Genomic DNA, 15,186 nt, shown 5'->3' with positions numbered 1-15,186 from the left:
GGTGAGCCTCAGTACTCTGAGGCCATGGGCATGCACTACGCGAAGATGCGCGCGATCGCCGAGGAACTCGGGGCCTACGCTGAGCAGCTCGAAGGGGCTTGGAGCGTCGAGATCGGGCCGTCCGGCCCGATACTGGCCATGATGTGCCCGTCGAAGCGCCATGAGGGCACTGTCCGCCGTATCTGCAAGCAACTGGACGAGCAGCTGCTCACCACGCACCCCGGCTATATCTGTGCGAGCGGTCCCGAAATCGAGCACCCGGCGATCGGCCGCATGCGCCTGCCTGACGCAGTCGTCATCCCCGAGGAGGTCCTCGACGAGGAGGGCGTCGCCGTCGATGCGACGCAGGTGATGGCGGTGGTCGAGATCGTCTCGCCGTCCAACCCGAACAACGACTACATCGACAAGCTCTCCGACTACCCGGCCATGGGCATCGCCCACTACCTGATCGTCGACCCGCGCACCGGCACGATCGAGGTGCACTCCGATCCGTGCAAGGGCCGCTACACACGCAAGGATCCGTACATCTTCGGGGACTCCGTGCCGTTCGGCCCTTGGACCGTGGACACCTCCGCCTTCCGCCGGTACGGCAAGGCCGGGAACTGACGCTGCCCGCCCACCCGCGTCGAGCGGGTGGGCAAGCTCACTCTGGACGCCGCATCGTACTCGCCGGTATCTTCGAGTCTGAGCAAGCGCTTAGACAGGTACCTGGAGGTGGCGGCGTGCGCCGTACGGTGTTCAACGAGGATCACGAGGCGTTCCGGGAGACCATCCGCGCCTTCATCGAGGCCGAGGTCGTGCCCGTTTACGACGAGTGGTTCGCCGCAGGCCAGGCCCCGCGCGACTTCTACTACAAGCTCGCCGAGCTGGGCGTCTTCGGTATCCGGGTCGACGAGGAGTTCGGCGGCGCGGGCATCGACTCGTACAAGTTCGAGGCCGTCATCTACGAGGAGACCGCCCGCGCGGGCATCTCCTTCGGCGGCTCCGGCGTGCACGTGCTGCTCGGCCTGCCCTACATCAAGCTGCTCGCCACCGACGAGCAGAAGAAGCGCTACCTGCCCAAGTTCGTCTCCGGCGAGGAGATGTGGGCGATCGCGATGACCGAGCCGGGCACCGGCTCCGACCTCGCGGGCATGAAGACCACCGCCAAGCTGTCGGAAGACGGCACGCACTACGTGCTCAACGGCGCCAAGACCTTCATCACGGGTGGCGTGCACGCCGACCGCATGATCGTCTGCGCCCGCACCGCCGCGCCCACCGCCGAGGACCGCCGCCACGGCATCTCCCTCTTCGTCGTGGACACCAAGGCCGAGGGGTACTCGGTCGGCCGCAAGCTCGACAAGCTCGGCCTGAAGACCTCCGACACCGCCGAGCTGGCGTTCGTCGACGTCAAGATCCCCGTCGAGGACCTCCTCGGCGAGGAGAACAAGGGCTTCTACTACCTCGGCCACAACCTCGCCTCCGAGCGCTGGGGCATCGCCTTCGGCGCCTACGCGCAGGCCAAGGCCGCCGTCCGGTTCGCCAAGCAGTACGTGCAGGACCGCGTCGTCTTCGGCCAGCCCGTCGCCGCCTTCCAGAACACCAAGTTCGAGCTGGCCGCCTGCCAGGCCGAGGTGGACGCCGCCGAGGCCGTCGCCGACCGCGCCACGGAGGCCCTGGACGCCGGCGAGCTGACCCCGGCCGAGGCCGCCTCCGCGAAGCTCTTCTGCACCGAGGTCGCCCACCGCGTCATCGACCGCTGCCTCCAGCTGCACGGCGGCTACGGCTTCATGAACGAGTACCCGATCGCCCGCCTGTACGCGGACAACCGCGTCAACCGCATCTACGGCGGCACCAGCGAGATCATGAAGACGATCATCGCCAAGGACATGGGTCTGTAAGGTCACCGCAATCACTGGCCGGTACAACTAACGCCATGAGCCAGGCACTCCAGAACCTCCTCGAGCTGCTCGACCTCGAGCAGCTCGAGGAGGACATCTTCCGCGGCCAGTCCCGCTCCGCCGTCGTCCCGCGCGTCTTCGGCGGGCAGGTCGCGGCGCAGGCGCTGGTCGCCGCCGGGCGGACGGTCCCCGCCGACCGGCTCGCCCACTCCCTGCACGCGTACTTCCTGCGCCTGGGAGACCCCGGCGCGCCGATCATCTACAGCGTCGACCGCATCCGCGACGGCCGGTCGTTCACGACCCGCCGCGTGGTGGCCGTCCAGCACGGCAAGCCGATCTTCCACCTCTCGGCGTCCTTCCAGACGTACGAGGAGGGCCTCGACCACCAGGCCCCCATGCCGCCCGCCCCGGACCCGGAGACCCTGCCCACCTCCCAGGAGCGGCTGCGCGGCTACGACCACCTGGACCCGGCGGTCGTGGAGAAGTTCATCGAGGCCCGCGAGGCGATCGACCTGCGCTACGTGGACGAGCCGCCGTACGGGAAGTTCGGCGAGCCGCGCGAGCCGCACAGCCAGGTGTGGTTCCGGGCCAACGGCAAGCTCGACGACGACCCCCTGCTCCATGTCGTCCTCGCCACCTACGTCTCCGACATGACCCTCCTCGACGCGGTGCTGCTCGCGCACGGGCGTGGCGGCTGGGCCGTCGGGGACGTCGTCGGGGCGTCCCTGGACCACGCGATGTGGTTCCACCGGCCCTTCCGCGCCGACGAGTGGCTGCTGTACGACCAGGAATCGCCGTCCGCGCACGGCGGCCGGGGCCTCGGCCAGGCCCGCATCTACACCCAGGACGGGCAGCTCGCCATCTCCGTCATCCAGGAGGGCGTGGTCCGCGTCCCGCGATGACCCGCGCGCAGCTGTTGAAGGCTGAACGCATGCGGGGCGCAACAGAGTTGACGATCCGTATGCCGGCGGCGTGCCCGGCCGGGGGCCGGGTGCGTCCGGGGGCCCCTCCCGGGGCCCGGGAAACAGATGGTCGCTCGAAATGACGAGTGACGCATGGGGTACTAGGCTTTTCGAGTGAAAGCCGCAGCGCACGGTTTGCCCGGCCGACGAGGCCCCGTACCCGACGGACCTCAGCCGCGGAGCCCGATGGCGCGACCACGCACGGGTGGCCACGGGTGGCCGCAGGTGTCGACATCGTTGGCATACGCCGTGCCGCTCAACACACTGCGGTGACATCTGAAGACCGCGCCGCATCTTCTCTTCCCCCTTGTCGCGGCGTCGGCCATCACCTCGCGCCCCCCTCTTCGGGAGCCGCGAGTGACGATGGAGATGGAAGGTATATCCCATGCGATCACAACGCACGAGGCGTCTTGTCGCGATGTCCGCAGCCGGGGTGCTGCTGGCCGGCGGAGCCGCCATCGGCACGGCGGGCACCGCCTTCGCGGGCTCGTCCCACAACGACCACGGTTCCTACAGCGACAACTGTGACGACCACGGCTGGTGGAACGACGACGACTGCGACAACGGCGACCACGGCGACCATGGCGGCTATGGCGGCGACCACGGCGGCTACGACAACGGCGACCACGGCGACCACGGCGGCTATGGCGGCGACCATGGCGGTGGTGACCACGGCGGCAACGGTGGTGACCACGGCGGCAATGGTGACCACGGAGGAGGAGGCCACGGAGGTAAGTGATCCGACGGACTGAGAGTGGTGTGCGGTCCTTCCGACAGGGCCGCACATCCTGCGCGGGGCGCCTGTGGGCGCCTTATGCCAGACCCGCCTCCGCCAGCAGATACGCCGTCATCGGGTCGTAGTAGCGCGGGCTCACCACATGGTCGTCGAGCGGCACCGCCACCTGGACGGTGCCCTCGGACTCGGCGAGGAACAGCGCGGGGTCGTTGCAGTCGGCGTACCCCACGGAGTCGACACCGTGTTGTCCGGCGTACCCGGCCCAGCCGTGGTCGGCGACCACCAGGTCCGGCAGCGGACGCCCCTCGCGCTCAAGTCCGGTCAGGACGGCCCGCATCGGCTCACCGGAGTGCGTGTGCCACAGCGTCGCACCGTGCTCCAGGACGGCCACGTCCGCGAACTGCATGACGTACCCCTCATCCGTCTGCAGCCCGTCCGGGATCACCACGATCTCGCAGCCGGCGGCACGCAGCGCGGCGGCCGTGGCCCGGTGCACGTCCAGCAGACCGCCCGGGTGGCCGGTCGCGAACAGCACCCGCTGCTGCCCGTCGGCCGCCTTGCGCAGCCGGAGTGCGAGGCGCTCCAGGGCGTCCAGGGTCAGCTCGGGGTCGATGGTGTCCTGCCCGTACCGGTGCTCGGGATCATCGTTGACGCCCACCCGTTCGGCCATGACCGCGAGCACGTCCTGCTCGTCCGACCAGCGGTCGCCCAGCTCCAGACCGAACCAGTAGTGGCGGTCGCCGTTGGCCAGCTTGCGGTAGTGGGAGAGGTTGTTCTCGCGGGGTGTGGCGACGTCCCCCGCGATACGGGTCCTCACCAGGTGGTCGACGAGCTGGGCGCGGCTGGGTGTCCCGGATATCGGCATGCCTCCCATTGTGAGGGCAGCGGACGGGGCGCGTCCTCGTCATATCGCAGCCTGGGACGTGGCTCACTCACGCCTGGCGCAGCGCGAACCACAGCTCCATCCGTACGTCCGGGTCGTCCAGGTCGGCCTCAAGCAGGGCCGCGCAGCGGGTGATCCGCTGCCGCACGGTGTTGCGGTGCACGTCGAGCGCCACCGCCGTACGGTCCCAACTGCCGTGCAGGGAAAGCCAGGAGCGCAGGGTCTCGGCGAGCGCGGGCTGTGCGGCGAGCGGGGCGAGCAGGGCCCGGGCGTGGGCCTCGGCGTCCGCCCGGGGCACCAGGTCCTCCAGGCCCGGCCGGGCGCCGTGCCGGACCAGCGGGCTGCGGGTGGCGCGGGCGCGGGCCAGGGCGCGGGCCGCCTGGGTGTCGGCGGCCGGCCACTCGCGCGGGCCGGCGGCCGCGCTCACCCCGAGGCTCCAGCCCGGCTGCGGGACCGGTTCGCGCTCGGCGGGCACCAGCACCCGTACGACGTCCCTGGCGAGGTCGACCAGCGGCGACCCCAGCGCGGCCCCCAGCGCGGAGGCGGCCACGGCATCGGGCGCCTGGGTCTCCGGCCGGGCGTGCACGACGACCCACTGCCCTTCTCCCACGAGCGGCGCCACCTCCTCCGGCGCCGCGCCGAGCAACAGCCGTACGAGCGCGGAGGACCGGGCGGCACCGGCACCGCTGTGGTGCTCGCCGGTGAGCAGGGAGAGCAGCACGGAGGCGACGGAGGCGATGGTGTGGTCCCCGGGTTCCCGGCGTGAACTGGCCACACCGAGCACGAACCCTTCCCCGGCACCGAGCGCGTAGGCGGCGAGGTGGGTGTCGCCGTGGGTGTCGGTGGCGGAGGTGGGGATCGGGCGGGCGGCGGTGGCGGAGGTGGGGATCGGGCGGGCGGCGCTGCCGCTTGCCGGGCTGGTCGTGCTGTGGCCGGCTGACCTGCCGGTGCTGCCGCCTGCTGGGTCGGTCGGGCTGCTGGTGCCGGTGCGCGCCGCCTGCGCCCCGCCGCTGGTGCGGTGGTCGGCCGACGTGCTGGCGCTGCCGCTTGCCGGGCCGGTCGTGCTGTGGCCGGCTGACCTGCCGGTGCCGCTGCCCGCCGCGCCGGTCGGGCCACTGGCGCCGGTGCCCGCCGCACCCGCGGCCGCCTCACGGGGCTGCACCGGCTCGCGGGCGCTCGGTGGGCGTACGACCCCGGCCAGTGCCGCGAGGGCCTCGCGGGCTCCCTGCGCCGGCTCCCGGCCCGCCGCCGCGATCTCGGTGCCGTCGGGGCCGTAGAGGATCGCGTGACCGCTCAGGCGGCCGGCCAGTTGGCGCAGGACCGAGGGGACCGGGTCGGGGCGGGAGGCGGCGGCCGCGAGGCTCTGCTGGGCCTCCGTGACCCGGCGCAGCTCGGCCAGGCGCGCCTGTGCCATCAGCTGCCAGACCGCGCGGGCGACACCGGAGAAGGTCGTCTGCGGCGGGACCTCCAGGAGCGGGAGGTCGTAGGCGTCGCAGGCGTGGACCAGGGCGCGCGGGACCGTGTCGTGCACGGGCGCCAGGCCGAAGCCGAGGGCCGCCCCGCCCGCGGCCACGATCCGGGACACGTAGTCGTCGAAGTACGTCCCCGAGCCCGCCGCCTCCGGGATGTGCACACCGGCCGTGAGCAGCAGCTCGCCGCCGAGCAGGTACGGGTACGGGTCGGCCATCTCCGAGGTGTGCGCCCAGTGGATCACGATGTCCGGGTCCGAGGGCCCCGCGATCTGGCGCAGCGCGAGATCCTCGCGGGCCAGCAGGGCCGAGAGCGGTACCGGTGGGGTCGGTGGGACGGCTGGGGTGATCGCCTCCGGCATGGTGTGCATTCCCTCCATCCCGCCCCGTTCGTATGGATGAAACGTACACTTCGCAGTCGCTTTCCGGCCACCTAGTGTCAAGTCCGCACGGCAGCCGCGGGTACGGGCGGATGTCCCCGCGATCCGCTGCCGGCACCGCAGTTCTTCGGAAATCCCACATGTCTCTGCACGACACGCCACTGACAGTGCGCAAAGGAGGGCCCCACATGGCCGTTGACTACACAGTGATCGTCGTCTATTTGGCCGGCATGCTGGCCATGGGCTGGTGGGGCATGCGCCGCGCCAAGTCCAAGAGCGAGTTCCTGGTGGCCGGGCGTCGCCTCGGGCCCGCCATGTACTCCGGCACCATGGCCGCGATCGTCCTCGGCGGCGCGTCCACCATCGGCGGCGTCGGCCTCGGCTACCAGTACGGCCTCTCCGGCGCCTGGATGGTCTTCACCATCGGCCTCGGCCTGCTGGCCCTGTCGGTCTTCTTCTCCGCCCGCATCGCCCGCCTGAAGGTCTACACCGTCTCCGAGATGCTGGACCTGCGCTACGGCGGCCGCGCCGGTGTCATCTCCGGTGTGGTCATGTGGGCGTACACCCTGATGCTCGCCGTCACCTCGACCATCGCCTACGCCACGATCTTCGACGTGCTCTTCGACATGAACCGCACGGTCGCGATCGTTCTCGGCGGCTCGATCGTCGTCGCCTACTCCACGCTCGGCGGCATGTGGTCCATCACGCTGACCGACATGGTGCAGTTCGTCGTCAAGACCATCGGCGTGCTGCTCCTGCTCCTGCCCATCGCGGTGGTCAAGGCCGGCGGCTTCTCCGAGATGAAGGCCAAGCTGCCCACGTCGTACTTCGACCCGCTGGGCATCGGCGGCGAGACGATCTTCACGTACGTGCTGATCTACACCTTCGGCATGCTCATCGGCCAGGACATCTGGCAGCGCGTGTTCACGGCGCGCAGCGACAGGACCGCCAAGTGGGGCGGCACGGTGGCCGGAACCTACTGTCTGGCCTACGCCCTCGCCGGCGCCGTCATCGGTACGGCCGCCAAGGTCCTCTACCCCAAGCTCGGCAGCCCCGACGACGCCTTCGCGACCATCGTCAAGGACGAGCTGCCCGTCGGCGTGCGCGGCCTGGTGCTGGCCGCCGCCCTCGCCGCCGTGATGTCCACGTCCTCCGGCGCCCTGATCGCCTGCGCCACGGTCGCCAACAACGACATCTGGTCCCGGCTGCGCGGCGCGGTGCGCCGTGACGGCGACGCGCACGACGAGGTCAAGGGCAACCGTGCCTTCATCTTGATCATGGGCGTCGCGGTGATCGGCACCGCGATCGCGCTCAACAACGTCGTCGAGGCCCTGACGGTCGCCTACAACCTCCTGGTCGGCGGCCTGCTCGTGCCGATCCTCGGCGGCCTGCTGTGGAAGCGCGGCACCGTGCAGGGGGCGCTGGCCTCCGTGATCGTCGGCGGCCTCGCCGTGATCGGCCTGATGGCGGGCTACGGCATCCTCGCCAACGAGCCCGTCTACTACGGCCTGCTCGCCTCCCTCGCCGCCTACGTCGCCGTCTCCCTGGCGACCAGGCCCACCGACGAGGCCGTCCTCACCACCTGGCGCGAGCGCCTCGCGGGACGGTCCCCCGAACTCGTGTCCGAACCGGTCCCGGCTCACCAGTAGAGTCATATGGAAAGCAGTACATGCGCGACGAAGCGCAAGAAGGAAGGCATTTCACCATGAGCAGCAACGAGACGCCCCGCGGCCCCGTCGACTCCTCCCGCATCCCGCGGTACGCGGGTCCCGCGACCTTCGCCCGGCTGCCCCGCCTCGACGAGGTCGGCACCGCCGACGTCGCCGTCGTGGGCGTGCCGTTCGACTCCGGCGTCTCGTACCGGCCGGGCGCCCGCTTCGGCGGCAACGCCATCCGCGAGGCGTCCCGGCTGCTGCGCCCGTACAACCCGGCGCAGGACGCCTCCCCCTTCGCTCTCGCCCAGGTCGCGGACGGCGGCGACATCGCCGTCAACCCGTTCAACATCAACGAGGCCGTCGACACCATCGAGGCCGCCGCGGACGAGCTGCTCGGCACCGGCGCCCGCCTGATGACCCTGGGCGGCGACCACACCATCGCCCTTCCGCTGCTCCGCTCGGTCGCGAAGAAGCACGGCCCGGTGGCCCTGCTCCACTTCGACGCCCACCTCGACACCTGGGACACCTACTTCGGAGCCGAGTACACCCACGGCACCCCGTTCCGCCGCGCCGTCGAGGAGGGCATCCTCGACACCTCCGCCCTCTCCCACGTCGGCACCCGCGGCCCGCTGTACGGCAAGCAGGACCTCACGGACGACGAGAAGATGGGCTTCGGCATCGTCACCTCCGCGGACATCTACCGCCGCGGCGCCGACGAGGTCGCCGACCAGCTGCGCCAGCGCATCGGCGACCGTCCGCTGTACATCTCCATCGACATCGACTGCCTGGACCCGGCCCACGCGCCCGGCACCGGCACCCCGGAGGCGGGCGGCATGACCTCCCGCGAGCTGCTGGAGATCCTGCGCGGTCTTGCGTCGTGCAACCTGGTGTCGGCGGACGTCGTCGAGGTGGCCCCCGCGTACGACCACGCGGAGATCACGTCGGTTGCGGCCTCCCACACGGCCTACGAACTGACCACCATCATGAGCCGCCAGATCGCGGCGGCCCGGAAGGACGCGTAAGCGCAGTGACTCACGACCACGACCTGGTACTCCGCCCGACGGCGGCACAGATCTCGACCGCTCTGAACCCGCCCCCCGGGCGCAACGGCGGAGACCTGGTCGTGGAAACGCTGGCCGGGCTCGGCGCGACGACGGTCTTCGGGCTGCCCGGCCAGCACGCGCTGGGCATGTTCGACGCCCTGCGCCGCTCGTCCCTGCGTTATGTGGGCCTGCGGGTGGAGAACAACGCCGGCTTCGCGGCGGACGCGTACGGCCGCATCACCGGCGAGGCGGCCCCGCTGCTGCTCTCGACCGGCCCGGGCGCGCTGACCTCACTGGCCGCGCTGCAGGAGGCCGCCGCCGCCTCCGCCCCCGTCCTGGCGATCAGCAGCCAGATCCCGACGCCGGGCCTGGGCGGCGGCCGCCACGGCTACCTGCACGAACTCCCCGACCAGGCCGCCTCGTTCCGGGGCGTGGTGAAGTCGGTCCACACGGTCCGCACCCAGTCCCAGATCCCCTCGGCCATCGCGGCGGCCTGGCAGTCGGCGCTGACGGCCCCACCCGGTCCGGTGTGGGTGGAGATCCCGCAGGACGTGCTGCTCGCCGAGACCGCCCTGCCGGTGGTGACGGCGATGGACGCGACCCCGGAGGATCTGGTCCCGCGCCCCGAACTGACGGCGGTGGCCGCGGACCTGCTGTCCCGTGCCGCCCGTCCGGCGATCATCGCGGGCGGCGGAGTCGTACGCTCGGACGCCTCGGGGAAGCTGAAGGCGCTGGCGGAGAAGCTGGACGCCCCGGTGGTCACCACCTTCGGCGGCAAGGGCGCCTTCCCCTGGAACCACCCCCTCTCCCTCCAGTCCTGGCTGGAGGACCGCCACACGACGGACTTCCTGGAGGACGCGGACGTCCTCCTGGTGGTCGGCTCGGGCCTCGGCGAACTCTCCTCGAACTACCACACGTTCAAGCCCCGGGGCCGGGTCGTCCAGATCGAGGCGGACCTCGGCAAGCTGGAGTCCAACCACCCGGCCCTCGGCATCCACGCGGACGCCCGCCTGGCCCTCCAGGCCCTGCTGGAGACGGTGGAGGAGCGCACGGACGAGTCGGCGCCGCAGCGCGTACGCGAGGTGCTCTCCCGGGTCACGGCCCGCATCGCCGCCCAGGAACTGACCCTGGAACAGGACGTGTTGGCATCGGTCCGGCGCGCCCTCCCCGCCGACTCCCCGTCCTTCTGGGACATGACGATCCTGGCCTACTGGGCCTGGTCGGCCTTCGACCCCGAGGGCCCGAACACCATGCACTCTGCACAGGGCGCCGGCGGCCTCGGCTACGGCTTCCCGGCGGCGCTCGGCGCGGCCGCCGCGGACCCCGGCCGCCCGGTCCTGGCGGTCTCGGGCGACGGCGGAGCCCTGTACTCGATCGCCGAGCTGGCCACGGCGAGGCAGTACGACCTCCCCGTGACCTGGCTGATCGTCGACGACGGCGGCTACGGCATCCTCCGCGAGTACATGACGGACGCCTTCGGCGCGGCAACGGCCACGGAACTCACCGGCCCCGACTACGTCGCCCTCGCCGAGTCCTTCGGCGTCCCCGGGATCCGCACGACGCCGGAGACCCTGGAACAGGACCTCACGAAGGCACTCGCATCCCCCGGCCCCTCGGTCGTCGTACTCCCCGCCGTACTGCGGATGTTCGCACCGACCCACCTGGGCTAGGGCGCCTAAGGCCTAGTCGGAGTTCTCCCAGACCAGCACCCCGGGGCCGTCGGGCGTCACGACCGGGACCCATGCCTCGTCGACCTCGGCGAGGCGGGTCTCGTCGAGGGCCAGCGGGGTGGGGAACAGGTCGTCCCGGTTGGCGGAGCCGTAGACGTGGAAGGCGACCGCGTCCCTGAGCCGGTCGAGCAACTCCACCGGCCAGTTCACCGGTCTCAGCGCCCACGATGAGGAACGCCCAGCCCTGGCCGGTGCCGGTGCCGTCCGGGTCGAGGAAGATGTGCCGCCGGTCGTCTTCCACATCAGCCACAGGGCGCCTCACTCGTCGTAGATCTCTCCGGTGGCGGCGTCGAGGACCGTGTTCAGCGGGTCGCAGCCGTCGCCGGTCTTGTCGGGCTTGCAGTGGGTGTCGTCGACGGTCACGGACCACACCACGCGCCAGGGGCCCTGCCAGCCCTTGGCACGTTCGGTCCGCAGCTCGTCGGCGTGGATCTTCAGGTTGCCGAGGTCGGCGCCGCTCTTCTTCTGCTCCTTGGTGGCGATCTCCTCGGCCTGCTTCGCCGAGAGCAGCCGGGCCGGAAGGTCCACGTGCTCGGGGCCGAAGTCGACCAGCAACCGGGAGACGCGGCCGGAGCGGTTGATCTGCACGTCGAGGCTGCGTGGCATCGCCACCCCGCGCTCCTTGAACCGCCATGAGGTGCGCCACCCGAACTCGGCCTTCCTGCCGACGGGTTGCGTCTCGTGGAAGGCGGTCGTACCGGCCCAGGGGTAGTGGGCCTTCATGTAGGAGCGGGCGATGCCGTACGCGTCCTGGGCGTCGTGGGGCGTGCCGGCGCCGGGGACGGGGAAGCTCGCCGCTGTCGGGGGCTCGGAGTCCTCGAAGCTCACGGTCAGCCGGCGGCCGCCGGGCCACATCAGCTCCGCGGGGAATGCGTCGGCGATCTGTATGGACATCCAGCCGTTGTAGCCGTCGACGCCAGGGCTGACGCGCACATCGCCGACGTGGTACCGGTCGCCGAAGGCCTGACGTATGACGCGCTCGGCGGTCTCCCGCTCGTCGCCGTGTGCGTCACGCACGCTGGAACCGTCCACGTGGTTCGCGGTGATCGCACTCTGGAAGACGACCGGCCCGGCCACGGCGCACACCAACGCCACGATCAGCGTGGGCTTGGCCCACGCACGCCACGCGACCCGGCCCCGCACCAGCACCAGCCCGGCAGCCACGCCCAGGACGCCTCCACCGGCGTTCATCTCCACGTCGGCGCTGTCGCAGATACCGCTCACGAACGGGGCGAGCGCCTGGGCGAGTTCGATGAGACAGGGCAGCGCGAGGACACCGACGAGCACGGGAAGCGGACGCCGCAGCGCCAGGACACCGAACAGGCCCAGCGGGACGAACATCGCCAGGTTCCACAGACCCTGTGTGGTGTACAGCGGCTCGGTGATCGCATGGTTGATCACACACTCGGCCCGTCCCGCCTCGCCACCACGCAACGCGAGCGTGACGCCGAGGACACCGGTCAGGCAGAACGCCAGTGGCAGCCACCAGACCGCGTGATCCACTTCGCGGCGACGGGCCACCGCCCACACGGCCAGCCCCATGACAGCGGCGACGACGGTGAGTCCGGTCAGAAACCCCATGTCGTCGCCGAAGACAGCTTCGAACAACTTGCTCTTTCCCCCGTGAAGCACCTCCGGTCTCGCCGGTGGCGCACGCTCCGACGACCTGGTCAGGGCCTCGGGCGTCAAATTGACCAAACTTTCGAAAGCGACCCTATCGTGCGGAAGTTGACGCCGAGGCACCTGGACGAAGGGGCAGGGCGAGCCGCCGGGGAGCTACGTCCGTGTTCCTCGGGCGACGACCGGGCGGCCACCGTCGTGCGACATGCCCCTCCCGACAAGGGAGTTGTATGCTCGGCGCCGACCGGCGCACCGCTCGTCGTCTCATGTTCCGGCCCGGTTCGGGTCGGTTCCCGCAGTCGCGGGAGACTACGGCGAGAGGAGTGCCGGAATGGCAAGGAGAAGGCGCAGGCCGGACCCACCCAGCGCATGCATTGCGGTCCAGCTCCGGTGGGCCCCGGAGCTGGACCACTCGCCGCGCTGACAAGCACTGGCTGCCTGGCGCCGGTATCCCTGACGGCGCGGAGGGATCCAGTCCTTGCCTCTCAGGACTTTACATCCGCACTGCACGGATTTCCGTTTCAGTCCAGGCGGTAGAGCGTCGACTGGTCGCTCTGCGAGGAGGAGTTCGAGGACGAGGAGCCGGAGGACGACGACTTCGATGTCGTGCTCTTGCGGTAGGCGCTCTCCTTCACCGCCGTACCGTGCTTCTTCACCCACGACGTCACCTCGGAGCTGAGGCTGCTGCCCCCGCCGGGCCCGCCGCCCATGCCACCGCCGCCGATCTGGACGTAGTGCAGCTCGCCCTTCTTCACCAGCTCCTTGAGCTTGGCGACGGTCATCGCGTTGTCGGTGCCGGTGAAGCCCCACATGGAGATGACCGGCACGTTGCTGCCCAGCTCGATCTGCGCGGCGCTCTGCGAGTTGGACACCGCGAGCAGCCACTTGGCCCCGTCCCGGTGCTTCTTCAGGTACGAGATCAGCTCGCTGTCGGCCCCGCCCATACCGCCGCCGGGCCCGCCGCCCATGCCGCCACCGCCGAAGCCGCCGCTCCCGCCGTTCCCACCGGGCAGTTCGCCCTGCTGGGTGCCGCCCTCGGCCGTGCCGCCGCTCGTACCGGTGCCGCCCGGCGGGGTGCCGCCCAGCTGGCCGTTGCCCCCAGGAGCCTGGCCGCTCTGGCCACTCCGGTCGTTCTGCCCGCTCGGGGCGCCGGGCAGCTCGCCGTTCCCGCCGCCGGGCATCATCTCGCCGCCGCCCGGGAAGCCGCCGCTCGCCCGGCCGTTCTGGCCGCCCTGCGGGGCGCCGCCCGGCAGCTCGCCGTTGCCGGGGCCGCCCCCGTTGCCGCCCGGCCCACCGCCGAAGCCGCTCCCCGTCGACGGCCCCGCCGTCGGGTTCGTACCGCCCATGCGGCCACCGCCCGACCCCGCAGGCACCGACCAGGCGTACGCCGCCGGACCGGCCACCGCCGCGACGACCGCCGCGGCGAGGGAAGCCGCCAGCAGCCGCGCCCGGTTGCCGCTCCGGAAGAGGAACAGGCCCACGATCGCCGCCGCCATGACCACACCGATCACCGGCCACAGCCAGGTGTTCCAGCCGGAGGCCCGGCGCAGCAGCACGATCGCCCAGACGGCCGTGACGCCGAGCGCGACCGGGAGCACCCAGGCCCACCGCCTGTCGTCCCGGAACGCGCGCAGCAGCATCACGCCGCCGCCCCCGCACAGCGCCGCGATGCCGGGCGCGAGCGCGGTCGTGTAGTACGGGTGCATGGTGCCCTCGGCCATGCTGAAGGTCAGGAAGTGCAGCACGGTCCAGCCGCCCCACAGCACCAGCGCGGCGCGGGTGAGGTCGGTGCGCGGGGCGCGGCCGCACAGGATCAGGCCGGCGACGAGTGCGATCGCACAGAAGGGCAGCAGCCAGGAGATCTGCCCGCCGAGGATGTCGTTGAACATCCGGCCCAGGCCCGCGGAGCCGGAGAAGCCGCCGCCTCCGCCGCCCCCGCCTCCGCCGTTGCCCTCGCCGCCGAGGACCCGGCCGAGGCCGTTGTAGCCCATGATCAGGTTCCAGGCCGTGCCGTCCGTCGAGCCGCCGATGTAGGGGCGCTCGGAGGCCGGGACGAGGGAGACCGCCGCCGCCCACCAGAAGCTGGACACCGCCAGGGCCACACTTGCGAGCAGCAGGTTGACGATCCGCTTCACCAGCGGGAGCCGGGTCGCGTACAGGTACACCGCGAAGACCGCGGGCAGCGCGATGTAGCCCTGCAGCATCTTGGTGTTGAAGGCGAGGCCGAAGCAGACCGCCGAGCCGAGCAGCGGCAGCAGGCGGCCGCCCGTCACCGCGCGCAGGGCCAGGGCCGCGCCGCCGACCATCAGCAGGACCAGCAGCGTGTCGGGGTTGTTGTCCCGGTTGATGGCCACGGTGATGGGCGTCAACGCCAGGACCAGCGCGGCCAGTGCGGCCGCCCCGTGTCCCCACACCCGCTTCACGGACGTGTGCAGGATCCAGATCGTCGCCAGCGCGGCCACGATCATCGGCGCCATCATCTGCCAGGTGCCGAAGCCGAAGAGGCGGCAGGACAGGCCCATGACCATGAGGGCGAGCGGTGGTTTGTCGACGGTGAGGAAGTTGCCTGCGTCCAGCGAGCCGAAGAACCACGCCTTCCAGCTCTGCGTACCGCTGAGCACGGCCGCGCTGTAGAAGCTGTTGAGGCTGGAGCCGGAGAGGTTCCAGGAGTAGAGCACCGCCGCCAGGATCATGATCGCGATCAGGGCGGGCAGCGACCAGCGCGGCGCGGCGGCCGCAGCCGCGGCCTCGGGCGGCGGTTCGGCGGTCACGGTCGTCGGATGGGCGAGGGGATCGGTGGCTGAGGTCACGGCGGCATCGTGTCGAGC

12 protein-coding genes are annotated in these 15,186 nt (G+C 71.3%); 7 read left to right on the top strand and 5 right to left on the bottom strand.

The genetic code is table 11. The features are described 5' to 3' along the window. The first annotated feature begins 30 nt into the window (after positions 1-30). From ACFYZZ_RS14080 to ACFYZZ_RS14065, 4 genes are all read left to right on the top strand, one after another. Positions 31-606, top strand: a complete 576-nt coding sequence (locus tag ACFYZZ_RS14080; RefSeq protein WP_389175760.1) for a Uma2 family endonuclease — start codon at positions 31-33, stop codon at positions 604-606. Between the two features lie 116 nt (positions 607-722). Beyond that, positions 723-1,880: an acyl-CoA dehydrogenase family protein gene (locus ACFYZZ_RS14075; RefSeq protein ID WP_386580136.1), complete on the top strand. Its 1,158-nt coding sequence runs from the start codon at positions 723-725 to the stop codon at positions 1,878-1,880. A 35-nt stretch (positions 1,881-1,915) separates the two neighbouring features. After that, positions 1,916-2,782: an acyl-CoA thioesterase II gene (gene tesB / locus ACFYZZ_RS14070; RefSeq protein WP_389175138.1), complete on the top strand. Its 867-nt coding sequence runs from the start codon at positions 1,916-1,918 to the stop codon at positions 2,780-2,782. A 478-nt stretch (positions 2,783-3,260) separates the two neighbouring features. After that, complete coding sequence (locus ACFYZZ_RS14065; RefSeq protein ID WP_389175135.1) at positions 3,261-3,581, top strand: hypothetical protein; 321 nt, start codon at positions 3,261-3,263, stop codon at positions 3,579-3,581. A 73-nt stretch (positions 3,582-3,654) separates the two neighbouring features. On the opposite strand, the gene ACFYZZ_RS14060 is transcribed toward ACFYZZ_RS14065, so the two are convergent. Both ACFYZZ_RS14060 and ACFYZZ_RS14055 read right to left on the bottom strand, forming a co-directional pair. Beyond that, positions 3,655-4,443 (bottom strand): phosphatase, encoded by a 789-nt coding sequence (locus ACFYZZ_RS14060; RefSeq protein ID WP_389175133.1) that lies wholly within the window; start codon positions 4,441-4,443, stop codon positions 3,655-3,657. Between the two features lie 67 nt (positions 4,444-4,510). Continuing rightward, positions 4,511-6,310: a PucR family transcriptional regulator ligand-binding domain-containing protein gene (locus ACFYZZ_RS14055; protein WP_389175130.1), complete on the bottom strand. Its 1,800-nt coding sequence runs from the start codon at positions 6,308-6,310 to the stop codon at positions 4,511-4,513. A 188-nt stretch (positions 6,311-6,498) separates the two neighbouring features. Here ACFYZZ_RS14055 and ACFYZZ_RS14050 point away from each other — a divergent pair, with 188 nt between their 5' ends. Genes ACFYZZ_RS14050 through ACFYZZ_RS14040 form a run of 3 tightly spaced genes read left to right on the top strand, consistent with a single transcriptional unit; the run spans position 6,499 to position 10,678 of the window. Next, complete coding sequence (locus ACFYZZ_RS14050; protein ID WP_389175127.1) at positions 6,499-7,959, top strand: sodium:solute symporter; 1,461 nt, start codon at positions 6,499-6,501, stop codon at positions 7,957-7,959. 56 nt (positions 7,960-8,015) lie between these two features. Further along, positions 8,016-8,987: an agmatinase gene (gene speB / locus ACFYZZ_RS14045; protein ID WP_067314783.1), complete on the top strand. Its 972-nt coding sequence runs from the start codon at positions 8,016-8,018 to the stop codon at positions 8,985-8,987. 5 nt (positions 8,988-8,992) lie between these two features. Then, positions 8,993-10,678 (top strand): thiamine pyrophosphate-binding protein, encoded by a 1,686-nt coding sequence (locus ACFYZZ_RS14040; RefSeq protein WP_389175125.1) that lies wholly within the window; start codon positions 8,993-8,995, stop codon positions 10,676-10,678. 12 nt (positions 10,679-10,690) lie between these two features. Here the strand turns inward: ACFYZZ_RS14040 and ACFYZZ_RS14035 are convergent, their stop codons facing one another. From ACFYZZ_RS14035 to ACFYZZ_RS14025, 3 genes are all read right to left on the bottom strand, one after another. Next, a complete protein-coding gene (locus ACFYZZ_RS14035) occupies positions 10,691-10,888 on the bottom strand; it encodes a DUF6210 family protein (RefSeq protein WP_389175123.1) in 198 nt (65 codons plus the stop codon). A gap of 108 nt (positions 10,889-10,996) precedes the next feature. Further along, positions 10,997-12,346 carry a VanZ family protein gene (locus tag ACFYZZ_RS14030; RefSeq protein WP_389175121.1) on the bottom strand — a complete coding sequence of 450 codons (1,350 nt, stop codon included), beginning with the start codon at positions 12,344-12,346 and terminating at the stop codon, positions 10,997-10,999. Positions 12,347-12,879: 533 nt separating this feature from the next. Next, positions 12,880-15,168: an ArnT family glycosyltransferase gene (locus ACFYZZ_RS14025; RefSeq protein ID WP_389175118.1), complete on the bottom strand. Its 2,289-nt coding sequence runs from the start codon at positions 15,166-15,168 to the stop codon at positions 12,880-12,882. Positions 15,169-15,186: the final 18 nt, after the last annotated feature.

Source organism: Streptomyces sp. NPDC001816 (assembly GCF_042892235.1).
Lineage (GTDB): Bacteria > Actinomycetota > Actinomycetes > Streptomycetales > Streptomycetaceae > Streptomyces.
This window is presented reverse-complemented; position numbering and strand designations above follow the sequence as displayed.